This window comes from Streptomyces sp. BL1 (assembly GCF_057628045.1).
In genome coordinates this window covers 6,613,100-6,634,400 of the sequence record NZ_JBXYWZ010000002.1, presented here as the reverse complement: position 1 = coordinate 6,634,400, position 21,301 = coordinate 6,613,100, and the positions used below count along the sequence as shown (strand labels likewise).

Annotated in this window: 17 protein-coding genes; 6 read left to right on the top strand and 11 right to left on the bottom strand. The window is 73.1% G+C overall.

All coding sequences use genetic code 11. The features are described from left to right. Window positions 1–29 precede the first annotated feature (29 nt). The 3 genes from AC3AGO_RS29040 (at window position 30) to AC3AGO_RS29030 (ending at window position 5,019) form a co-directional block, all read left to right on the top strand. Window positions 30–1,340: a cytochrome P450 gene (locus AC3AGO_RS29040; RefSeq protein WP_487823211.1), complete on the top strand. Its 1,311-nt coding sequence runs from the start codon at window positions 30–32 to the stop codon at window positions 1,338–1,340. Window positions 1,341–1,531: 191 nt separating this feature from the next. Beyond that, window positions 1,532–3,595, top strand: coding sequence for an aconitate hydratase (locus AC3AGO_RS29035; RefSeq protein WP_487823210.1), 2,064 nt, complete (start codon window positions 1,532–1,534; stop codon window positions 3,593–3,595). A gap of 32 nt (window positions 3,596–3,627) precedes the next feature. Continuing rightward, complete coding sequence (locus AC3AGO_RS29030; RefSeq protein ID WP_487823209.1) at window positions 3,628–5,019, top strand: NADP-dependent succinic semialdehyde dehydrogenase; 1,392 nt, start codon at window positions 3,628–3,630, stop codon at window positions 5,017–5,019. A 201-nt stretch (window positions 5,020–5,220) separates the two neighbouring features. On the opposite strand, the gene AC3AGO_RS29025 is transcribed toward AC3AGO_RS29030, so the two are convergent. From AC3AGO_RS29025 to AC3AGO_RS29010, 4 genes are all read right to left on the bottom strand, one after another. Then, complete coding sequence (locus AC3AGO_RS29025; RefSeq protein WP_487823208.1) at window positions 5,221–6,621, bottom strand: GAF domain-containing protein; 1,401 nt, start codon at window positions 6,619–6,621, stop codon at window positions 5,221–5,223. A 150-nt stretch (window positions 6,622–6,771) separates the two neighbouring features. Next, window positions 6,772–7,944 (bottom strand): acetoin dehydrogenase dihydrolipoyllysine-residue acetyltransferase subunit, encoded by a 1,173-nt coding sequence (locus tag AC3AGO_RS29020; RefSeq protein ID WP_487823207.1) that lies wholly within the window; start codon window positions 7,942–7,944, stop codon window positions 6,772–6,774. Beyond that, entirely contained in the window at window positions 7,941–8,978 is a 1,038-nt protein-coding gene (locus tag AC3AGO_RS29015) for an alpha-ketoacid dehydrogenase subunit beta (RefSeq protein ID WP_487823206.1), read from the bottom strand. The genes AC3AGO_RS29020 and AC3AGO_RS29015 overlap by 4 nt, the downstream gene beginning before the upstream one ends. A gap of 98 nt (window positions 8,979–9,076) precedes the next feature. Next, window positions 9,077–10,045, bottom strand: a complete 969-nt coding sequence (locus AC3AGO_RS29010; protein ID WP_487823205.1) for a thiamine pyrophosphate-dependent dehydrogenase E1 component subunit alpha — start codon at window positions 10,043–10,045, stop codon at window positions 9,077–9,079. 411 nt (window positions 10,046–10,456) lie between these two features. Between AC3AGO_RS29010 and AC3AGO_RS29005 the strand changes: the two genes are divergently transcribed. Further along, window positions 10,457–10,726: a phosphopantetheine-binding protein gene (locus AC3AGO_RS29005; RefSeq protein ID WP_487823204.1), complete on the top strand. Its 270-nt coding sequence runs from the start codon at window positions 10,457–10,459 to the stop codon at window positions 10,724–10,726. 50 nt (window positions 10,727–10,776) lie between these two features. On the opposite strand, the gene AC3AGO_RS29000 is transcribed toward AC3AGO_RS29005, so the two are convergent. From AC3AGO_RS29000 to AC3AGO_RS28985, 4 genes are read right to left on the bottom strand one after another with little or no spacing between them, the layout of a single operon-like run. Next, window positions 10,777–11,634 carry an enoyl-CoA hydratase-related protein gene (locus AC3AGO_RS29000; protein WP_487823203.1) on the bottom strand — a complete coding sequence of 286 codons (858 nt, stop codon included), beginning with the start codon at window positions 11,632–11,634 and terminating at the stop codon, window positions 10,777–10,779. Window positions 11,635–11,646: 12 nt separating this feature from the next. Further along, window positions 11,647–13,698 carry an acetate--CoA ligase family protein gene (locus tag AC3AGO_RS28995; protein WP_487823202.1) on the bottom strand — a complete coding sequence of 684 codons (2,052 nt, stop codon included), beginning with the start codon at window positions 13,696–13,698 and terminating at the stop codon, window positions 11,647–11,649. Window positions 13,699–13,724: 26 nt separating this feature from the next. Then, window positions 13,725–14,885, bottom strand: coding sequence for an acyl-CoA dehydrogenase family protein (locus AC3AGO_RS28990; protein ID WP_487823201.1), 1,161 nt, complete (start codon window positions 14,883–14,885; stop codon window positions 13,725–13,727). Window positions 14,886–14,897: 12 nt separating this feature from the next. Beyond that, window positions 14,898–15,488 (bottom strand): thioesterase family protein, encoded by a 591-nt coding sequence (locus AC3AGO_RS28985; RefSeq protein WP_487823200.1) that lies wholly within the window; start codon window positions 15,486–15,488, stop codon window positions 14,898–14,900. Between the two features lie 270 nt (window positions 15,489–15,758). Here AC3AGO_RS28985 and AC3AGO_RS28980 point away from each other — a divergent pair, with 270 nt between their 5' ends. Continuing rightward, complete coding sequence (locus AC3AGO_RS28980; protein ID WP_487823199.1) at window positions 15,759–16,577, top strand: IclR family transcriptional regulator; 819 nt, start codon at window positions 15,759–15,761, stop codon at window positions 16,575–16,577. A 60-nt stretch (window positions 16,578–16,637) separates the two neighbouring features. Here AC3AGO_RS28980 and AC3AGO_RS28975 read toward each other — a convergent pair whose 3' ends face one another. Together AC3AGO_RS28975 and AC3AGO_RS28970 are read right to left on the bottom strand one after the other, a co-directional pair. Then, window positions 16,638–17,039 carry a nuclear transport factor 2 family protein gene (locus AC3AGO_RS28975; RefSeq protein ID WP_487823198.1) on the bottom strand — a complete coding sequence of 134 codons (402 nt, stop codon included), beginning with the start codon at window positions 17,037–17,039 and terminating at the stop codon, window positions 16,638–16,640. A 173-nt stretch (window positions 17,040–17,212) separates the two neighbouring features. Beyond that, window positions 17,213–18,814, bottom strand: a complete 1,602-nt coding sequence (locus tag AC3AGO_RS28970) for a cytochrome P450 (protein WP_487823197.1) — start codon at window positions 18,812–18,814, stop codon at window positions 17,213–17,215. Between the two features lie 249 nt (window positions 18,815–19,063). On the opposite strand from AC3AGO_RS28970, the gene AC3AGO_RS28965 reads away from it, so the two are divergent. Next, entirely contained in the window at window positions 19,064–19,699 is a 636-nt protein-coding gene (locus AC3AGO_RS28965; RefSeq protein ID WP_487823196.1) for a TetR/AcrR family transcriptional regulator, read from the top strand. A 75-nt stretch (window positions 19,700–19,774) separates the two neighbouring features. Here the strand turns inward: AC3AGO_RS28965 and AC3AGO_RS28960 are convergent, their stop codons facing one another. After that, window positions 19,775–21,292: an APC family permease gene (locus tag AC3AGO_RS28960; protein WP_487823195.1), complete on the bottom strand. Its 1,518-nt coding sequence runs from the start codon at window positions 21,290–21,292 to the stop codon at window positions 19,775–19,777. Window positions 21,293–21,301: the final 9 nt, after the last annotated feature.

Genomic DNA, 21,301 nt, shown 5'->3' with positions numbered 1-21,301 from the left:
CCGCCGCTCCCGGACGGAAGGAGGTCCGGATGACGGCGCGGCCGGTGACGATGCTGCGCGACCGCCTCGGCGGATGGCTCGGGCGCAGGTATCTCGCCCGGGTGGGGCGGCGGGGCATCGACGCCTCGACCCTCGCACTGGTGCCGGAGGAGGTTCTCGCGCATTTCCGGCGCGACGGCCTCGACCCCGTGCACGGTGCCGCCGGGGACGCGGCCGCGGAGCCCATGACGAAGGTGTCCCTGCCGTTCGGCGTGGACGCCTGGCTGGTGACGGGGTACGACGAGGTGCGCCAAGTCCTCGCGGCCCCGCGGTCGTTCAGCAACGACTTCACGACCCTCGCGGGCACCCCCGAGGCCGTGCAGAAGCCCAACCCGGGCGGGCTCGGCTTCAGCGACCCGCCCGCGCACAGCAGGCTGCGGCGCATCCTCACCCCCGAGTTCACCGTGCGGCGGCTGCAGCGCCTCGCGCCGTGGATCGACGACATCGTGACGCAGCAGCTCGACGCCATGGAGGCCGACGCCAGGGCCGGCCGGCCCGTCGACCTGGTGTCCTCGTTCGCCTGGCCCATCCCGTCCCTGACCATCTGCGAACTGCTGGGCGTGCCGTACGAGGACCGCGAGGAGTTCCAGCGCCTCAGCACCCAGCGCTTCGACCTGCTGGACGGGGTGGACGCCGCGTTCGGCGCCATGTCGTCCTCGTCGGACTATCTGTACGAAGTGGTCCAGCGGCAGCGGAAGTCCCCCGGCGACGGGCTGCTCGGCATGATCGTGCGGACGCACGGCGACGAGGTCGACGACCACGAACTCGCCGGCCTCGCCGACGGCGTCCTCACCGGCGGCCTGGAGACCAGCGCCAGCATGCTCGCCCTCGGCTCGCTCGTGCTGCTCCGCAACCCGGAGGCGTTCCGCACCCTGCGCGACGAGGACGGCGCGGCCGACGACATGGTCGAGGAACTGCTGCGCTATCTGTCCGTGGTGCAGATGGCCTTCCCCCGGTTCGCCGTCGAGGACCTCGACATCGGCGGCAACCGCGTCGAGACCGGCGACATCGTGCTCTGCTCCCTGCTGCGCGCCAACCGGGACGCGGGACTCGCCGGCGGCCCCGGCGCCCCCATGGGCGAGTTCGACCGCAACCGGGGCAAGCTGCCGCACCTCGCGTTCGGGCACGGCATCCACCGCTGCATCGGCGCCGAGCTGGCCCGCATGGAGCTGCGCGCCGCCTACCCGGCACTGGTCAGGCGGTTCCCCGACATGCGGCTCGCCGCCGGCCCCGAGTCGCTGAACTTCCGCAAGCTGTCCATCGTGTACGGCCTCGACGCGCTCCCCGTCACCCTCCGCTGACCCTCGGCACCTCTCTGCCCCGTCACCCTCCGCCGGCCTTCGACCCGTTTCCCGTCGCGCTCCGCTGACGGCTCGGCGCCTTCCTGCCCCCCGCTCCGGGAATCACGCCCGTCCGACCGGGGCACTCGGCGAGGACGCCCGGCCCCGCAGGGCACAGGCTGGGCGGGGCAAGCGTCGAAGGAGGTGCGTCCGTGGCCGGCACCGGCGGCAAGCAGGCGCGGGGAACCGCGGCCCAGCAGCTGATCGCGTCCCATCTCGTCGAGGGGACGGCGGAGCCCGGCGAGGAGATCGGGCTGCGCGTCGACCAGACCCTCACCCAGGACGCCACCGGCACCCTGGTGATGCAGGAGCTGGAAGGGCTCGGCCTGGACCGGGTACGCACCGAGGTCAGCGTGCAGTACGTGGACCACAACATCCTCCAGGCCGACGAGCGCAACGCGGAGGACCACACGTTCCTGCGGTCCGCCGCCCGCCGCTTCGGCGTCTGGTACTCCAAGCCCGGCAACGGCGTCTCGCACCCCACCCACATGCAGCGGTTCGGCCTCCCCGGCCGCACCCTCGCGGGATCCGACTCGCACACCTGCGCCGCCGGCTCCCTCGGGATGCTGGCCATCGGCGTCGGCGGCCTGGAAGTCGCGCTGGCCATGGCGGGCCGCCCGCTGTACGTACGGATGCCGCACCTCTGGGGCATCCGGCTGACCGGTGAACTGCCGCCGTGGGTCAGCGCCAAGGACGTCATCCTGGAACTCCTGCGCCGGCACGGGGTGAACGGCGGCGTGAACCGGATCCTGGAGTACCACGGCCCGGGGCTGGACTCCCTGACCGCCATGGACCGGCACGTCATCGCCAACATGGGGGCCGAACTCGGCGCCACGGCAAGCGTGTTCCCCGCCGACGACGCGGTGCGCGCCTTCCTGCGCACCGAGGGCCGCGAAGACGACTTCACCCCGCTCGCCGCCGAACCCGACGCCGTGTACGACCTGGACGAGGAGATCGACCTCGGCACCCTGGAGCCGCTGATCGCCAAGCCCTCGTCGCCGGGCAACGTGGTGCCCGTACGGGATGTCGCCGGCGAACCCGTCGACCAGGCCGTCATCGGTTCGTCCGCCAACCCCGGGCTGCGGGACTTCGCCGTCGCCGCCGCCATGGTGCGCGGCCGGACCACCGCCGACGGGGTCAGCTTCGACATCAACCCGACCTCCCGCGAGATCCTCCAGGACCTCACCCGCTCCGGCGGCACCTTCGACCTCGTCGGCGCCGGCGCGCGGCTGCACCAGAGCGGCTGCCTGGGCTGCATCGGCATGGGCCAGGCACCCGCTGCGGGCCGCAACTCGCTGCGTACGTTCCCCCGCAACTTCCGCGGCCGCTCCGGCACCGAGGACGACGCGGTGTGGCTGTGCTCCCCGGAGACCGCGGCGGCCTCCGCGCTGACCGGCGTCATCACCGACCCCCGCGACTGGGCCGCCGACGCCGGCATGGACCCGCCGGCCCTGGAGCTGCCGGACCGGGCGAGCGTCAACACCGGCATGCTGGAGGCTCCCCCGCCGCCCGAGGAGGCCGCGGGCGTACGGCTGGAGCGCGGGCCCAATGTGTCGGCGCTGCCCGAACTGGACGCGCTGCCCGACGAGTTGGAGGGACCCGTCCTGCTGAAGGCCGGGGACAACGTCTCCACCGACGACATCTCCCCGGCCGGTGCGCGGGCCCTCCCGTACCGGTCGAACATTCCGAAGCTCGCCGAGTTCACCTTCACCCGCCTCGACCCGGACTATCCGAGCCGTGCCGCGGCGCACGACGGGCCGCACTTCGTCGTCGGCGGCGACAACTACGGGCAGGGCTCGTCCCGCGAACACGCCGCGATCACCCCGCGGCACCTGGGGCTGCGGGCCGTACTCGCCAAATCGTTCGCGCGCATCCACTGGCAGAACCTCGCCAACTTCGGTGTGCTGGCCCTGGAGTTCGAGAACGCGGACGACTGGGAGCGGATCGACGCCGGTGACACGCTGCGGCTCGAAGGGCTGCACGCGGCGCTCGACGGTTCCGCCTCCGTCGACGGCTCCGGCGACGACGGTGGGGCGCTGCGCGTACGGAACGTGACGCGGAACGAGGAGTACGCCGTACGGCACCGGCTCTCGCCGCGGCAGCGTGAGGCCGTGCTCGCGGGCGGCATCATCCCCGCGCTGGCGTCCGAGACCGTGTCCGCGTCCGGCCGGGAAGGCACCGGCGGCCCCGACGGCCGCTCCGCGACACCCCGTTGACCCGCACGACCGCTCACCGAGGAGGCATCCCGATGGCCATCGCCACCGTCAACCCCACCACCGGAGAGACGCTCCGGACCTTCGACGCGCTCACCGACGCGCAGGTCGAGGAGCGCGTCGCACGCGCCCACGAGGCGTTCCACCGGCACCGCAGGACGGGCTTCGCGCACCGTGCGGGGCTCATGCACCGCGCCGCGGAACTCCTGGACGAGGACCAGGAGGAGATCGCCCGCACCATGACCACCGAGATGGGCAAGACCCTCAAGGCGGCCCGCGCGGAAGCGGCCAAGTGCGCGAAGGCGATGCGGTGGTACGCGGACCGCGCGGAGGGTCTGCTCGCCGACGAACACCCCGACCCGCTGGACGTGCAGGACAGCGGCGGCGCCCGCGCGTACGTACGCTACCGGCCGCTCGGCGTGGTGCTCGCCGTCATGCCGTGGAACTTCCCGCTCTGGCAGGTCGTCCGGTTCGCCGCGCCGGCGCTGATGGCGGGCAACACGGGGCTGCTGAAGCACGCGTCGAACGTGCCGCAGACCGCGCTGTACGTCGAGGACCTGTTCCGCAGGGCCGGGTTCGAGGAGGGCTGTTTCCAGACCCTGCTGATCGGTTCGGGCGCGGTGGAGAACATCCTGCGCGACCGCCGGGTCGCCGCGGCGACCCTCACCGGCAGTGAGCCCGCGGGGCGTTCGGTCGCCTCCACGGCGAGCGACGAGATCAAGAAGACGGTGCTGGAGCTGGGCGGCAGCGACCCCTACCTCGTGATGCCGTCCGCGGACGTCGCGCGCGCCGCGGAGGTCGCGGTCACCGCGCGGGTGCAGAACAACGGGCAGTCGTGCATTGCCGCGAAGCGGTTCATCGTGCACGAGGACGTGTACGAGGAGTTCGCGCGGCGCTTCACCGAGGGCATGAAGGCGCTGGTCGTCGGCGATCCGATGGCCGACTCCACGGACGTCGGCCCGCTCTCCAGCGAACAGGGGCGGGCCGATGTCGAGGAGCTCGTCGAGGACGCGAAGAAGCTCGGCGCGGACGTGCTGTGCGGGGGCGGGCGGCCCGCGGACCGCGGAGCGGGGTGGTTCTACGAGCCGACGGTCCTCGCGGGGATCACCCGCGACATGCGGATCCACCAGGAGGAGGCGTTCGGGCCCGTCGCGTCGCTGTTCCGCGTCGCGTCTCTCGACGAGGCGATCGAGCTGGCCAACGACACGCCGTTCGGGCTGAGTTCGAACGTGTGGACGCGGGAGCCCGCGGAGCAGGCGCAGTGCGTGGCCGACGTGCAGGCGGGCGGCGTCTACTTCAACGGCATGACGGCCTCCCACCCGGGCATGCCCTTCGGCGGCGTCAAACGCTCCGGCTACGGCCGCGAGCTGGCCGGCCACGGCATCCGCGAATTCTGCAACGTGACCACGGTGTGGCTCGCCCCGTAAGCCCGTGGGGCGCGCCCCTCACGTGACGGCCGCACCCCACGGCGCCTCCACCCCGCGCGGGGCACGCCCCCGCTCCGATCCGCCGCAGCGGCGGGCGAGTTGCGCGGGGCCGCTCGGCGGTGAACGCGCGTCGCGCCCACACCGCCGGGCAGCCCCGCGGGCCTACTCGCCGTCGCGGCGGAGAAGGAGTACGGAGCGCTCTCAGTGTGGGAGTTGCGTCGCGTTGTTGCGTAGGTCGTGGATGGTCGGGGACGTGGAGTGGGGTAGCAGGTTTTGGGGGTCGGGTGGGGTGTGGAGGTGGACTTGGACGTGGTCCGCGAAGCGGTAGGGGCGGTGGGCCAGGAGGCCGCCCAAGTGGCGTCGCAGGCGGGAGAGTTCGGCGCGGACCGTCACCGTACGGGCCGCGTCCCCGAACAGGTCGAGGGCCAGCTGCGCCGCCGTACGCCCCTCGGGGTGCGCCGCGAGCAGCAGCAGGAGTTCCGCGTGACGGGGGCTCAGGTCGCGGGACCAGCCCGCGTGTTCGCCGGTGACGGTGAGGGTCCACGTACGCGGGCCGCTGAGGTCCAGGACGGCGCGGCCGGGCGCCGGCACCTCGCCGGCTTCCGCGCCGGGCCGGATGAGCCACCCGCCGGGCAGCGGTTCGAGCGCGCAGAGGCCGAGGGAGGGGATCCACACGCGTTCCGCGCGGGGCTCCTTGGGCAGCGGTACGCGGTCGAGCGGCGGCATGCCGGAGACGGCCGCCGTCCAGCCGTGCCCGTCCACGACGAGGGCCCGCCCCGGCATGCGGCTGAGGAGCGGCGCGGCGAGGGAGCGGAGCCGTTCGAGGCCGGCCTGGTGCGCGGTGCGCAGTTCGGATTCCATGAGCCGGGTCACGGCGGTGACGAGCGCGAGGGTGGCGGGGTGCGCGGTGGCGGTCGGCCCGCTGACGTCGACGGCGCCGAGGAGCCGGCCGTCCTTGGGGTCGTGGACGGGCGCCGCCGCGCACGTCCAGGGGTGGTGGGTGCGGACGAAGTGCTCGGCGGAGTACACCTGGACGGGCCGCCGGGCGACCAGCGCGGTGCCGATGGCGTTGGTGCCGACGAGGTCCTCGGCCCAGCCGGCTCCCTCGGCGAAGCCGAGTCCGTCGGCGCGGCGGCGTACGGCGGTGTTGCCGTCGCGCCACAGCACGTGCCCTTCCGCGTCGGTGACGACGGTGATGGAGCAGCCGGGGTCGGCGACGGGCAACAGGCTGTCGCGCGCGGTCTGCAGGACGTCGACGAGGGGTGACACGCGGCGGCGGCGCTCCAGTTCGTCGACGGGCAGCGGCCGGGTGTCCGCGCCGCGGTCGGGGTCGAGTCCGGCGCGCAGCATGCGGCGCCAGGAGTCCCCGATCACCTGCCGGGGCGGTACGGGCGGGCGCTGTCCGGAGAGTGCCGCCTCGTGGGCGTGCGCGAGGAGCCGCGCGTAGCGGCGCGGGTCGTCGCCGGGTCCGGGCGTACCGCTCTCGTCGTGCGGCGCCGCAGGAAGGGGTACGGCGCGGCGGCCCGTACCCGCGCCGTGCGCGCCCGCCTCCCGCGTCGTCTCCGGCGTGTACGTCTCCTGCGTCCCGTGTGTCTCGCGCACGCTCGGCTCCCGGTCTCGTCCGGCGCGGGAACCCCGTCGTCCCGCCCCAGGGCCGATGGTGCGCGTCCCGGCGCGGGCGGTAAAGGCCCGCGCCGGGCGGGCGGCCGCGGAGGCCGCCGTGCGCTGACCGCGTGCGCCGTCCACACGCGGTCAGCGTGCTCGGGCGAGGGCCCGTTCGACGGCGGCCCTGACCTGGCGCGGTGCCTCCATGTGCACCATGTGCCCGGCCCCTTCGGCGTACTGGATCACGGTGTTCCCCGGTGGCACGGACGCCCCGTTGGCGGCGGGGAGGATCCGGTCCTGGCTGCCCCAGACGACTTCGACGGGGACGTCGGTTCCCGTCAGCAGCGCTGCCGCGTCGAGGGCTTGTACGTTCCCGTCGCCCTCGCCGCCGAGGAGCGTGCGCAGCAGGGTTTCCAGCGCCTCCCCCACGCCGTCGAGGCGTTTGTACCTGAGCAGGTCGTCGGCGAGCTGTCGGGTCGCGAGCTGCTCGTCGGCGAACAACTGGGCGAGGTGCGGCCGCAGTTCGCGGCGGGACGTGGCGTGCGCGAAGCCGCGGAGGTAGCCGCCGTTGACCTCGGTGCCGTAGCCGGCGGGGGCCAGCAGGGTGAGCGACCGTACGCGTGCGGGGGCCGCTGCCGCCGCGGCAGTGACGACGGCGCCGCCGAGCGAGTGGCCGACGAGGTGGGCCCGTTCGACGCCGAGCGTGTCGAGCAGGCCGAGGACGGCGCGGGCGAGCGTGCCGAGGCTGCCGTCGCCCACGTCCTTGCCCGAGGTGCCGTGCCCGGGCAGGTCGAGGGCGACGGTCGTGGCGTGTGCGGCGAGGGGTTCCTGGACGAACAGCCAGGAGTCCTTGTCGCCGCCGTAGCCGTGCACGAGCAGAACGGTCTCCTCGCCGTCGCCGAGGCGGGTGTAGGCGAGGGTGCGGCCGTCCACGTCGGCGAACTGCTCCGGGTCGGGGGCCTGTTCACCGCCGCCGGTGTCCGCCGCGGCGAACTCCTCGCGTACGCGCGCCGCGTAGGCGTCGACTTCCTCGTCGGGCACGTCGGCGGGGGCCAGTACGGCGAGCGGGGCGCCGACGGCGACCTGCGTTCCGGGTCCTGCGACGATGCGGCGCAGCAGCCCCTCCTCGGGGGCCTCCAGCACCCCGGCGATCTTGTCGGTGTCGATCTCGGCGAGGTCGTCGCCCTTGGCGATCTCGGTGCCTTCGGGGACGTACCACTCGAGCACTTTTCCGCTCTCCATGGACAGCCCCCACTTGGGCATCACGACCGCGCGCAGCCGCGCGCCGTCGGACTCGTCGGCGGACTCGTTGCCTGTCATGCGGGGACGGCTCCTTTCCCGGCGGGGGCGCTGTCGGTGACGGCCTGCACGGCGTTGACGACGCGTCGGGCGTCGGGAACGTAGAGGTCTTCGAGGACCGGGCTGAACGGCACCGGCGTGTGCGGTGGGGTGACCGTCTGTACGGGCGCCCGGAGCGCGGAGAACGCCTCGCGTGCGGCGAGCGCGGCGATGTCGGCGGCGAAGCCGCAGCGGGGTGACGACTCGTCGACGACGACGAGCCGGCCGGTGTTCTCGATGCTCTCGACGATCGTCTCGGTGTCGAGGGGGCTGGTGGTGCGCGGGTCGACGACCTCGCAGGAGATGCCGGCGGCGGCGAGTTCGGCCGCGGCCTCCTCGGCGACGCGCACCATCCGGCCGAGCGCGACGACGGTCACGTCGCTGCCGTCGCGCACGATGTCGGCCTCGCCGAAGGGCAGCGTGTAGCTCTCCTCGGGGACGTCGCCGACGGTGTCGTACATGGCTTTGTGCTCGCAGAAGATGACGGGGTCGTCGTCGCGGATGGACTGGAGCATGAGCCCCTTGGCCGCGTACGGGGAGGATGGCACGGCGACCTTGAGACCCGGGATGTGGGTGAACACCGGGTACAGGGCCTGCGAGTGCTGTGCGGCGGCGCGCAGTCCGGCGCCGTACATGGCGCGGATGACGACGGGGGTGACGGCCTTCCCGCCGAACATGTAGCGGAACTTGGCGGCCTGGTTGAAGATCTGGTCCAGGCAGACGCCGAGGAAGTCGATGAACATGAGCTCGACGACGGGCCGCATGCCGCGGGTGGCCGCGCCGATCGCCGCGCCGATGAACGCCGATTCGGTGATGGGGGTGTCCAGGACGCGTCCGGGGAAGCGGTCGTAGAGCCCCTTGGTCACGCCGAGGACGCCGCCCCAGGCGTCGCTCGCGCCGGGCGCGCCCGCGCCGCCGGCGTTGTCCTCGCCGATGACGAGGACGTTCGGGTCGCGTTCCATCTCCTGCGCGAGTGCCTCGCCCAGCGCCTCGCGGTAACTGATGCTGCGTGCCACGGAGTTCGCCTCCTTGCGGTCTGCGGATGCGCGGTATGCGGGTGCGCGGTCAGCGCGTGCGCCTACGGTCTGCGGATGCGGTCTGCGGGTGCCGGGGTTCAGTACGTGACGTAGACGTCGGTCTCCAGGTCCGCCGCGGTGGGCAGCGGGGCCGCTTTGGCCTCGGCGACGGCCTCGTCGACGAGCCGGGCCGTCTCCTCGTCGACGCGGTCCATCGCGGACACGTCCAGCAGGCCCTCGCCGGTGGCGCGTTCGCGGAAGCGGGTGAGGCAGTCGGTGGTGCGCTTGGCGGTGGCGACCTCGTCGGCGCGGTAGGCCTGCTGGTCGCCCTCGAAGTGGCCGTAGTAGCGGGTGAGTTCGACTTCGAGGAGGGTGGGTCCGCCGCCGGTACGGGCGCGTTCGACGGCCTCGCCCGCGGCGTCGTACACGGCGAAGAAGTCGAAGCCGTCGACGGTCACGCCGGGCATGCCGAAGCCTGCGGCACGGTCCGCGATGTGCTCCGCGGACACCGACCAGGAGGCGGCGGTGGCCTCGGCGTACCCGTTGTTCTCGGCGACGAAGACGGCGGGCAGCTGCCACACGGAGGCGAGGTTCAGCGCCTCCAGGGTGGTGCCCTGGTTGGAGGCGCCGTCGCCGAAGAAGGCGACGCCCACTCCCCCGTCGCCGCGCACCTTCGCGGCGAGCGCGGCCCCGCAGATCAGCGGCGGCCCGCCACCCACGATGCCGTTGGCGCCGAGCATGCCCTTGCTCAGGTCGGCGATGTGCATGGAGCCGCCCTTGCCGCGGCAACAGCCCGTCGTACGGCCGTAGATCTCGGCCATCATGGCCTTCACGTCCACACCCTTGGCGATGCAGTGGCCGTGGCCGCGGTGGGTGCTGGCGATGCTGTCGCGGTCGTCGTCCAGGTGGGCGCAGACCCCGGCGGCCGACGCCTCCTCGCCCGCGTACAGGTGGACGAAGCCGGGGATGTCGCCGCTCGCGAACTCGTCGTGCAGCCGGTCCTCGAAGACACGGATCGTCCGCATGGTCCGGTAGGCGTCCAGCAGTGCCGCTTCGGTCAGCTTCATGGGCGGCCCTTCCGTGAGGGTTTCCGGGCGATGTCAGCCCCGCCGCACGCGGGTCCCGTTGTGCGTGTCCCGCTGCTCCGGTCCGTTGCGCTGGTCCCGTCGCGTGCACGTGAACGGGGCTGCTGCCATGCGACCGCGCGGCGCCGCGCCGGGCCAGAGTTGCGGAGAGTTGCAGTGCGGGAAACGGCGGATGACGGGCGGTGCCGCCGGGCCGTACGGGAAGCGGCGGCCTGGTGCGTCAACAGGGAGCGCGACCAGGGGAGTTGGGCCGCACGGCGCGGAGTGGGAGGCGCGTTGCGGGGCCGGCGAGCGGGCCGCGCGCTCGGCCGTCCGGGTGATTCCGGGGGCCGGGCGGCCGCCGCCGGGTGAGGACTCCCCGGTTCACGGCCCGCGCTGTGGTCTCGTAACGCCATGTCTCACAGCAATTCAGCCGACAGTTACGCGGCGATGACCGCCGTACTCTCCGAGACCTTCGGGCTGAGCGAGGAGTATCTCCGTTCGGGGACCACGCTGGCCTCCCTCGATCTCGACTCGCTCTCCGTGGCCGAGCTGACCGTGGTCATGGAGGAGAGAGCAGGCGTACGGATCGACGACCTCGACCCGTCGACGACTCTCGACGAGGTCGCCCAGCTCCTGGACGAGGCCCTCATCGACGACGATCCGGCGGACGAGCCGGTGTAGGCCCCCCGTTCGTACGACGGAGGGCCCGCACCGGCGTCCCGTTACGGCTGTCAGGCGCCCGTCCAGTGCGGGGCCCGCTTCTCCGCGAAGGCGCGCGGCCCCTCCTCCGCGTCGGCGGAGCGGAGCATCGCGGCGTACCGCGGCAGGCCGCCGTCCCGCATCCGGGCGTACCCGTCGGCGATCCCCAACTGCTCCGTCTCGCGCAGCACTTCCTTCACCGCGGCGAGGGCCAGCGGCGCGCCTTCGCACATGGTGTGGGCAAGGGCGAGGGCCCGTTCCAGAGCCGACTCGGTCCCGTCGGCGACCTCCGTCACCAGCCCCCAGCGCGCGGCCTCCGCCGCGCCCATCCGGCGCCCCGTCAGCAGCAGCTCCGTCGCCACGGCGCGCGGCAGCCTGCGCGGCAGCCGCAGCACTCCCCCGGAGTCGGCGATCATGCCGACCTTCACCTCGGGCAGCGCGAACTCGGCGTGCGCGTCGGCGACGATCAGGTCGGCGGCCAGGGCGAGTTCGAAGCCGCCGCCGAGGGCGAGCCCGTTCACCGCGGCGATCACCGGCTTGTCGAGCGTGAACAGTTCCGTCAGCCCGGCGAAGCCGCCCGGGCCGTGGTCCGCGTCGATGGCCTCGCCCTCCGCGGCGGCCTTCAGGTCCCAGCCCGCGGAGAAGAACCGGTCCCCTCCGCCGGTGAGCACCGCGGCGCGCAGCGTGTCGTCGCGGCGCAGCCGGTCGAAGGCCTCGTACAGGGCGTGACTCGTGGGCGCGTCCACGGCATTGGCCTTCGGCCTGTCCAACGTGACGACCAGCACGCCGTCGCGGACTTCCTGCCGTACGGGGCCGTCCTCGCTTACTGGACTGTTCTCGCGTACCGGACTGTCCTCGCGTGCGGCCCCGTCTTCACGAACCGGATGCATGGGGCTCCTCTCCTACTGTGGCGCGGCGCGCCTGATGAGTACGTCCGCGGCGACGGCGCCCCGTCCTTCGGGCAGCACCAGCAGCGGGTTGACGTCGAGTTCGGTGACCGCGTCGTGGTCGCGTACGTACGTGGCGACGGCGTGTACGGCGTCGACGGCGGCCGGTATGTCGCCGGCGGGGCGGCCCCGGAAGCCGCGCAGCACCGGCCAGATCCGCAGGGACGCGAGCGCCGTCTCGATCTCCGTACGGTCCGCGGGCAGCAGCAACGTGGCCGTGTCCCGGACGAGTTCGACGAGGACGCCGCCCGCGCCGAGGGTCAGCGCGGGCCCGAACCGGGCGTGCCGGTGCACGCCCACGATGAGTTCGGCGACGGCGTCCGGGACCATCTCCTCGATCAGGAACCGGTCGGCGAGCCCGGACATCGCCGACACGGCCTCGTCCACGGCCTGTTCGCTGTCGAGCCCGAGGCGGACACCGCCCGCGTCGCTCTTGTGGGCGAGTCCGGGGGCGAGGGCCTTGGCGACGACGGGGAAGCCGATACGGCGTGCGGCCCGCGCCGCCTCGCCAGGCGGAACGGCGGCCCCTTCGGGGATGCGCGCGCCGTATCCGGCGAGCTCCAGCTTCCCGGCCCGCTCGTCGAGCACCTCGCCCCCGGCTGCCGTGCGTTCGGGTACTGCGTCGAGCGGGAGCCGCCCCTGCGGGGCGTGCCGTGCGGCGCCGATGCGCCGGGCCGCGGCGATGGCCCGTACGCAGTCCGCCATGCCCTGCATGGGTGCGATGCCCGCCGCGAGCAGCTCCCGGGCCTCCGGTTCCGGCACCCCCTCGGGCAGTGAACTGACCACGCACGCGGGCGCTTTGGTGTCGTCCTGTGCCGCGGTGAAGGCGCGCAGCGTCGTGGTCCACGGGTCGCCGTCGCACCGGTCGGCGCGCGGCATGTCGAGCAGCAGCACGTTCATGTCGCAGCCCGCGCCGAGCAGCGCCGTGAAGCACTCGCGCTGCGCGGCGAAGTCGCCCCAGATGAACGTGTGATAGTCGAGCGGGTTGCGGACGTGCACCCGGTCGCCCAGCACGTCGTGCAGCCGGGCCGCGGATTTCTCGGGCAGTGGCGGCAGTTCGACGCCGTGCCGCTGTGCCGTGTCGGCCAGCAGGGCCGCCTCGCCGCCGGAGCAGCTGGCGGAAGTGATGCGCGCGCCCTCCGGGGCGCAGCCGCCCAACGGGCCATGGACGTGCAGCAGTTTGAGCGTCTCCACGAAGGTGCTCACCTCGTCCACCCGTGCCACGCCCGTCCTGCGGAACAGCGCGTCGCACAGCACGTCCGATCCGGCGAGGGAACTGGTGTGACTCATGGTGGTCTGCGCGCCGAGCTCCGAACTGCCCGTCTTGAGCGCCACGACGGGCACGCCGCGGCGCAGCGCGGACAGCGCGGCGCGGGAGAACGCGGGGGCGTCCGCGATCCCTTCGAGGTGCAGCCCGATGGCGGTGACCCGCGGGTCCTCCAGCAGCGCCTCGACGAGCTCCGGTATCCCCGTCACGGCCCCGTTCCCCGCTGTGATCATGTAGGCGAGCGGGAGGGCGCGGCGCTGCATGGTGAGGTTCTGGCCGATGTTGCCGCTCTGCGTGATGACGGCGACGCCGCTGTCCGTACGGGCGCCGCCGTGCTGGTCGGCCCAGAGTGCCGTGCCGTCCAGGTAGTTGAGGACGCCGATGCAGTTCGGGCCGATCACCGGCATGTCCCCCGCGGCATCCCGCAGCCGGTCCTCCAGCGCGGCGCCGCGCGGCCCGTCCTCCGCGAAGCCCGACGCGTGGCACACCGCTCCCCCGGCTCCACGGGCCGCGAGTTCGGCGAGGACGGAGACGGTGGCCTCACCGGGTACGGCGAGGAACGCGGCGTCCGGCGCCGCCGGCAGCGCGGCCGTGTCCGGGTAGCAGGGCAGCCCCTCGATGTGCTCCCGCTTCGGATTGACGGGCCACAGCTCGCCCTCGTAGCCGACGGCACGGCACTGGCGTACGGCCTCGGCAGCGGACTCGCCGCCGTACAGGGCGATGTGACGGGGTGACAGCATCCGCGCCAGGTGGTGGGCGCCCGCCATCAGGAGCCCAGGGGGCGCAGCAGGGAGCGCGAGATGATGTGCCGCTGGATCTCGCTGGTGCCGTCCCAGATGCGTTCGACGCGGGCGTCGCGCCAGTAGCGTTCGATGGGCAGCTCCTCCATGAGGCCCATGCCGCCGAAGGTCTGCAGCGCCTGGTCGGTGATGCGGCCGAGCGCCTCGGACGCGTACAGCTTGGCCATCGCCGCGTCCCGGTCGGTCATGGTGCCCTGGTCCTGCTTCCAGGCGGCGCGCAGCGTGAGCAGTTCGGCGGCCTCCAGCTCCGTCGCCATGTCCGCGAGCGGGAAGCTGACGCCCTGGAAACGTCCGATGGGCTGCCCGAACTGCTCGCGTTCCGCCGCCCATTCGAGGGTCAGGTCGAGAACGCGGCGGGCCCGCCCGATGCTGGTCGCGGCGACCTGGAGGCGGCTGGCGCCCAGCCACTCCCCCATCAGCTCGAAGCCGCGCCCCTCCTCGCCGAGCCGCTGCGCGACGGGCAACCGTACGTCGGTGAAGGTCAGTTCGCACTGGTGGTAGCCGCGGTGCGACACGCAGCCGGAGCCGCGCCGCACCTCGACGCCCGGCGCGTCGAGGTCCACGAGGAAGGCGGTGATCAGGTTCTTGGTGCCGCGCTGCGTCTCCTCCGTGCCGGTGGCCGCGAACACGATGGCGAAGTCCGCCATGTCGGCGTGCGAGATGAAGTGCTTGGTCCCGCTGAGGAGATACGCGTCACCGTCGCGTACGGCACGGGTGCGCATCGACCGTACGTCGGAGCCCGCGCCCGGCTCGGTCATGGCGAGGCAGTCGTGCCGTTCGCCGCGGACCGTCGGGTACAGGTACCGGGTGCGCTGCTCGCCCTCGCACGCCTCCAGGATGTTGCTGGGGCGGGCGACGAGCATCTGCAGAGCGAAACTGGTCTTGCCCAGCTCCCGTTCGACGAGCGTCATGCTGACCGCGTCGAGTCCACCACCGCCGATCTCCTCGGGCATGTTCGCCGCGTACAGCCCGGCGGCGAGGGCCTTCTCGCGGATGCCGCGGGCCAGTTCGGGCGGTACGTCGTCGAGTTTCTCCACCTCGTCGGCGTGCGGGTCCAGTTCGGTCGTCACGAACTTGCCGACCGTGTCCACGATCATGCGCTGCTCGTCGGTGAGCTCGAACTCCATGGTCTTCTCTCCTCAGTTCGTGCGGGGGCTTGTACGGGGGGCCGTCCGGCGGCTGCGGTCGGCGGGGATGCCCATGGGCCGGCCCGCGCTCTCCGGCATGTCCAGGACGTCGTGCGCGGTCTGGATCGCGGCGAGCCGGTGCAGCAGCGTGTCCGGCAGCGGGCAGGCGCGCCCCTTTGCCGTGTCGACGTGCAGCAGCATCTGTTCGGCCGTGGCCAGCAGGGTGCCGTCGGCCGCGTGCCACATCTCGTGGAAGACGTGCACCCGCTTCGCGTCGTGGTCGAGGAGCCGGAGCGTGAGCCGCAGCGGCTCGCCCTCGGCCACTTCGCGCTTGTTGTGGAGGTGGGTCTCCACCGTGTAGAGCGAGCCGCCGTTCGCCCGGTACTCCTCGTCGATGCCGAGGTAGCGGAAGAACGCGTCGGAGTTGTCGCCGAAGACGAGCAAGTAGCACGACTCGCTCATGTGCCCGTTGTAGTCCACCCATTCCGGCTTCACCGGTGTCGCGTGCAGGGCGAGCGGCGCCGGTACGGGCGCCTCGTCGTCCCATGCCCGCCGGCCCGTCCCCTCGTACGGGGTGACCACGCGTGCCGCGTTCTCTGCCATCTGCCCACCTGAGCTGTCGTCGCCCGGCGGCAAGCCGCCGGGCTGGTGTCGCGTACCTCTGTCGCGTTTCGCCGTCGCACAATGTGCGTCGCTTGTTCGCGATGCGCGACGCTACGGGGGCGGGCTTCGGCGCGTCAAGACGCGTGCCGGACCCGTACCGGACCTCCGGCGCACGCGCGGACCTGCGGGTACGTGGGGGCGGGCCGCGAGCCGCGGCTAGGCTGCCGGGAGCGGAACGGCACGGCGGAACAGCACGGCGGAGGGAACGGAATGGACGCGGCACACGCCCCGGACGAGCAGGACAGGGCGCGGCCCGGCGGGGGCCGGGTGCAGTCACTGGAGCGGGCGATCGCCCTGCTCAACGCCGTCTCGGACAGTGCGCCCGAAGGCCGCCCCGTGGCCGAACTCGCCGCGTCCTGCGGCCTGAACAGGGCCACCGCGTGGCGGCTCCTCGCCACGCTCGAACACCACGCGCTGGTCGAGCGCGACCCCGTGGCCAACCGCTACACGATCGGTTCCGCGATCAGCCGGATGGCCTCGACGGCGGGCGTGGAGGGTCTGATCCGCCGCTCGCACGACGTACTGCAGCGGCTGTGCCGGGAGACCGGCGAGACCGCGAACCTCGCCGTCGCGCAGCGGCTCGGCCTCACGTACGTGGACGAAGTCGTGCCGCCCACCGTGCTCAGCGCCCGCTGGCTGGGCCGCCAAGTCCCCGTCCACGCCTCCTCCGCCGGCAAGGCGCTGCTGGCGTGGCAGTCGTCCGACGAGGTGGACGCGCTGCTCTCCGGGCCGCTCGCCGAGTACACGGAGACCACCCGCACCGACCGGCAGGCCCTGCACGCGGAACTCGCCAAGGTCCGCGCACAGGGCTACAGCGTCAGCGTCGGCGAACTGGAGCCGCAGCTGTACGGAGTGGCCGCGCCGGTCCTCGACGCCGGTGACCGGCCGGTCGCCGTGGTCAGCGTGTGGGGCCCGCGCGACCGCGTACCGGAGTCCCGCTTCGCGGAGTTGGGCGCGCAGGCGCAGCAGGCCGCCACCGACATCCGGGCCCGCATCACCCCGGGCGCGGAGCCGCCGGCGGCGGGGTGAGACCGCGCGGCGCGGGCTTTTCGGGACCGCGGGTCGGTGAGGGGCTTGGGTCCTTGGAGGTCAGCTGCCGGTGACGGCGCGGTCGAGGGCGTGGCTGTCCTCGTACATGTGGTACCGCACGACGAGCCCTTCCTCGACGGTGAGGTGCAGCGCGAACTGCCCTTCGAAGGGGCGGCCGTTGGACCGTACCGTGTAGGCGAACCGGCCCAGCGCGACACCGTCCGCGCCCTCCACGACCAGCTTCGTCAGCTCGAACGACCGGGGCGCCAGATGGTCGCGCAGCATCGCGAAGAACTCGGCGACCTCAGCGCGGGTGGAGCGGCGGCCGGTCCACGGCACGGCCTCGGAGCCCGGCACGTAGTGGTCGACGGCGTCGGCGAACATGTCGCTGATGTCCTCGCCGGCGCCCAGCCTGCGGAAGAAGGTCTCGATGGTGTGGCGGGTGGACTTCTCCTCGGTCATGGTGCCAACTCCCGTTCCCGCGTCGCCTGTGGTCTCGCCGCGCCGGGTGCCCGGCGGCCGGCGGTTCCAAATCCGCGCGAGGCGCCCCACCGGGACGGCGGCGAGTCGGACCGGGGCTCAGCGCAGCACGCTCAGCGTCGCACGCTCAGCGTCGCACGTTCAGCGTCGTACGTTCAGCGTCGTACGAGGCCGAGTTCGAGGCCCTCGGGCATCAGGGTGAGGCGTTCGGCGACGCGCAGCCCGTAGCCGGGATCGGGGATCAGGTCGTACCGGCGCAGCAGCAGACCCAGCACCAACGTGGCCTCGTGCAGGGCGAATTGACGCCCGATGCACGCGCGCGCTCCCGTACCGAACGGCTTGTAGACGTGCGCGGGACGGGCCCGTACGGCGGCCGGCGCGAACCGGTCCGGGTCGAACGTCTCCGCGTCCTCGCCCCACGCGGCCGGATCGCGGTGCAGCATCAGCGTCAGCACGAGCGCCCACGCGCCCCGCCGCATCGGATGCTCGCCGCCGAGCGTCGTGTCGGCGACGGCCTCGCGGGCGAACGCGGGGGCCGTCGGCCACAGGCGCAGCGCCTCGTCGAGCACACGGCGTACGTAACGGAGCTTGGCGACCTGCGCGTACCCCGGCTCCTCCGTGCCCCACACGCGGTCCACTTCCTCGCGGGCGCGGGCCAGTACGTCGGGGTTGCGCGAGAGGTAGTGCAGGGCGAACGACAGGGCGCCCGAGGTGGTTTCGTGCCCGGCGACGAGGAACGTGATGACCTGGCGGCGGATGTTCTCCGTACTCATCCGCTCCCCCGTCTCCGGGTGCGCGGTCTCCAGCATCCGGTCCAGCAGATCGCCCTGCCTGCCGGAGTCGCCCGCGCCGCGACGGGCCTCGATCACCTCGTCGACGGCCTGGTTGAGGTACGCCATGTCCGCCGCGTTCCGCCGGGTGGCGCCGCGCAGCAGTACGGGAGCCAGCAGCGGCGGCACAGTGTTGCGGCGCTGCGCGAAGGACAGCGTGCCGACCATGGCGGTCACGAACGGGTGCGGCCGGGCGCGCTCGAAGGACCCGAAGTCGTGCCCGAACCCGGTACGCGCGATGGTCTCCAGCGTCAGCTTCGTCATGTCACCCGGCACGTCGACGCGGGCGCCCGCGGCCTCCCGCTCGTCCCAGTGCGCCATCAGCCGGCGCGCCACGTCGAGCATCAGCGGGTGGTAACCCTCCATGGCCGCGCGGCTGAAACCCGGCGCCAGAATGTCGTGCGCCAGCTGCCAGTTGGGCTCGTGGTTGTACGCCGTGAACAGGCCGTCCCCGGCGACCGGCCGCAGATTGGCCACCCCCAGCCCCACGTGCTTCGCGAACCGCGACTCGTCGGCAAGCTCCGCCGCCGCCTCCGCGCCCCACACGAACACGATCTCCTTGCCGAACCCCTTCCGCCGGAACACGGGCCCCAGCTTCCGGGCCAGCCGCATCGAATCCTGCACAGGCGTCCGGACATTCGCCCCCACAACGTCCCCAACCACCGGCACCCGGTACGGCGGATGCGGGATGCGATGCAGCTCCGGCCAGCCGTGCTCCGCGCTGCGGAAGCCCTTGGGGAGGGTGGGGGCGGCGGGGTCCGCGGGGGCGCGGTCGGCGGGGGCGTCGCTGCGGTCGGCGGGCGGGTCGGTGCGGGTGGGGGCGACGCCCTCGGCGGGGGCGGACCCGTTGGCGGTCGCCGGCCCGCCGGCCTCGCTCCCCGCCGTCGTCGCCGCGCTACCCCTCGCCCCGCCGGTCCCGCCACTCATCTGCCGTACCCCGCCCGTCCGTTGAAGGCCCCCAGCACGCCGCCGCACACCGACCGACGCCTGTTACACATGGATTCAATAGCGCTCCCAAGTCTGCGACCCCTATTGAACCCACGTCAACCAATCCGCCCCGGGGTTCGAGTCGGGGGTGGTGCGTCGTACCGCTCGTTCAACGAGCATTACGACGCACCACCCCGCCTACGGAGAGCCCCGGCACCAGCCCCGCGGGGGTCACGTACGGTGTGGCGCATGGTCGTTGGGGAGGGAGAGCGGGTCGCGGCGGGGCGGAAGCGGCGGCGGTTGAGTACCGGGGAGCGGCGGGAAGAGCTGCTGGCGGTGGGCGCGAAGCTGTTCGCGCAGGGGCCGTACGACGACGTGTTGGTCGAGCGGGTCGCGGAGATTGCCGGGGTGTCCCGGGGGTTGATGTACCACTACTTCCCCACGAAGCGGGACTTCTTCGCCGCGGTCGTGCAGCGCGAGAGCGAGCGGATGCTGCGGCTGACGGCCGCCGTCCCGGGCGTACCGCTGCGGGAGCAGATCGGCGCGGGGCTGGACACGTTCCTCACGTACGTGGAGACGCACGCGCAGGGGTTCCGGGCCTTTCACGGGGCGGCCGCGGCGGGCGATCCGGCGGTGCGGACGGTGTACCGGGAGGGGCTGGCCGCGCAGGAGCGGCAGATCCTCGACGCGCTCGCGGCCGACCCGGAGTTCGCGGCGCGCGGCGAGAGCACGGCGACGCTGCGGCTCGCGGTACGTGGGTGGTTGGCGTTTCTGGTGTCGGTGTGTCTGGAGTGGCTGGACGAGCCGGACATGCCGCGCGCACAGGTACGGGACCTGTGCGCACGGGCCCTCCTCGGAGCGGTGGCCCCGCAGGGGCGCGACTGACCCATGCGGCGTGGGCGCCGCGCACGGTAACGCGACGCCCAGCCCTGCCGGTTCACCGTCACGCGGCGCCCCGCCTCACTCCGACGCCATCGCCCCTCCCCGGCGCTCCGCGGAGCCGGCGCGCAGCCGCCCCGCCGTGCCGAGGACGAGCAGGATCAGGACCGTGCCCAGGGTGAACACCTCGAAGGTGGTGCGGGAGACGCCCCACGTGCCGCGGAAGTCGTACGCCACGCCGAGCAGCCACTCCAGCGTGCCGGGGAACAGCGCCGACCAGGATCCGACGAGGATCCAGGCGTAGACGAGGACCGCGCTTCCGTAGAAGCCCGCGTCGCCGAACGGCACCCGGTAGGGCCGTACGGTCGACCGGTCGCGGCGGCGGAGCGCCACCAGCGCGGGCACGACCACGAGGTAGGAGAGCAGGAGGGTGGTGACGGCGACGGTGAGGACCACGCCGAAGACCGCGCCCGCTCCCCCGCCTCCCGCGAGGTTCATCGCGGCGAGCATGAACACGGTCGCGGTCACGCCGGACAGCAGGTTCATGCGTACGGGGGTGCCGAGCCGTTCGTGGAAGGCGCCGAGGCCGCGGCTGAAGAAGCCGCCGTCGGCCGCGACCATCGCCTGCATCCGGTCGCTGACGATCATCCAGGCGCTGCCCTGGGTGAGCAGCGCGAACACGAACATGACCGCGGCGGTGGTGAGCAGCGGGCCGCCCCAGCCGCCGTACACGCCGAACACCAGCCGGGCCGCGTCCATGAAGCCGCCGATGCCGGTGACCTTTCCGGGCGGGGTGACGGCGAGGATCGCAGCGACGGGCAGCAGATAGCAGCAGGCGGCGACGAACGCCGAGACGCCGACGGAGACGGGGATGTCGCGCTGCGGATCGTGCATTTCGTCGCCGGCCGCGTTCGGCGCCTCGAAGCCGACGAACGCGAACAGCAGGACGGGTACGAGCGCGAGGAAGCCCGCCGTGGTCGGCGCGAGGTGCGCGCCGCCGAGCCCGGCGAAGCCGTGCTGCATCCCGTACGCGAGGGCTGTGGCCGTGAATCCGGCCATGGAGCCGACCTTCACGACCGCACCCGCCGTCGTGATCCACTTTCCGCGGCGCAGGGACACGACCGCGGTGAGGATCGACGCCCAGATGAACAGCAGCTTGAACGTGTAGTCGGCGACGGTGCCGTGGCCGAGCGGGGAGATGAAGCCGTCCCAGGTCTCGGCGGCGAGGAAGACGAGCGAACCGCCCAGCCACACGGGGTTGGTGACCCAGTAGAAGAGGGTGGTCAGCGCGGCGGCGAAGCGGCCGAAGGCGAGCTTCACCCAGACGTACGGGCCGCCCTCCTGCGGGTACGCGGCGCCGGTCTCGGCGAACAGCAGCGCGTACGGCAGCAGGAACAGCACCGCGATGACGGCGGTCCAGGTGACGGCCTCGCCGCCGCCGGTGGCGATCTGGCCGAGCACGTCGAAGGAGATGACGGCGGCGATGCCCATCGCCATGATGTCGAAGCGGCGGAGGCTGCGCTTCAGTTGGGGAACCGGTGGGGAGTCCGGGTCCGTACCGGGTGCTCCGGGGGCGCCGGCCGGGGGTTCGGCCGGCACCCCGCTCCC

Bases quoted from the DNA above. Each gene is read 5' to 3' on its own strand.
- AC3AGO_RS29040 (WP_487823211.1), top strand. From the start codon at position 30: ATGACGGCGCGGCCGGTGACGATGCTGCGCGACCGCCTCGGCGGATGG.
- AC3AGO_RS29030 (WP_487823209.1), top strand. From the start codon at position 3,628: ATGGCCATCGCCACCGTCAACCCCACCACCGGAGAGACGCTCCGGACC.
- AC3AGO_RS29020 (WP_487823207.1), bottom strand. From the start codon at position 7,944: ATGACAGGCAACGAGTCCGCCGACGAGTCCGACGGCGCGCGGCTGCGC.
- AC3AGO_RS29010 (WP_487823205.1), bottom strand. From the start codon at position 10,045: ATGAAGCTGACCGAAGCGGCACTGCTGGACGCCTACCGGACCATGCGG.
- AC3AGO_RS29005 (WP_487823204.1), top strand. From the start codon at position 10,457: ATGTCTCACAGCAATTCAGCCGACAGTTACGCGGCGATGACCGCCGTA.
- AC3AGO_RS29000 (WP_487823203.1), bottom strand. From the start codon at position 11,634: ATGCATCCGGTTCGTGAAGACGGGGCCGCACGCGAGGACAGTCCGGTA.
- AC3AGO_RS28995 (WP_487823202.1), bottom strand. From the start codon at position 13,698: ATGCTGTCACCCCGTCACATCGCCCTGTACGGCGGCGAGTCCGCTGCC.
- AC3AGO_RS28990 (WP_487823201.1), bottom strand. From the start codon at position 14,885: ATGGAGTTCGAGCTCACCGACGAGCAGCGCATGATCGTGGACACGGTC.
- AC3AGO_RS28985 (WP_487823200.1), bottom strand. From the start codon at position 15,488: ATGGCAGAGAACGCGGCACGCGTGGTCACCCCGTACGAGGGGACGGGC.
- AC3AGO_RS28980 (WP_487823199.1), top strand. From the start codon at position 15,759: ATGGACGCGGCACACGCCCCGGACGAGCAGGACAGGGCGCGGCCCGGC.
- AC3AGO_RS28975 (WP_487823198.1), bottom strand. From the start codon at position 17,039: ATGACCGAGGAGAAGTCCACCCGCCACACCATCGAGACCTTCTTCCGC.
- AC3AGO_RS28970 (WP_487823197.1), bottom strand. From the start codon at position 18,814: ATGAGTGGCGGGACCGGCGGGGCGAGGGGTAGCGCGGCGACGACGGCG.
- AC3AGO_RS28965 (WP_487823196.1), top strand. From the start codon at position 19,064: ATGGTCGTTGGGGAGGGAGAGCGGGTCGCGGCGGGGCGGAAGCGGCGG.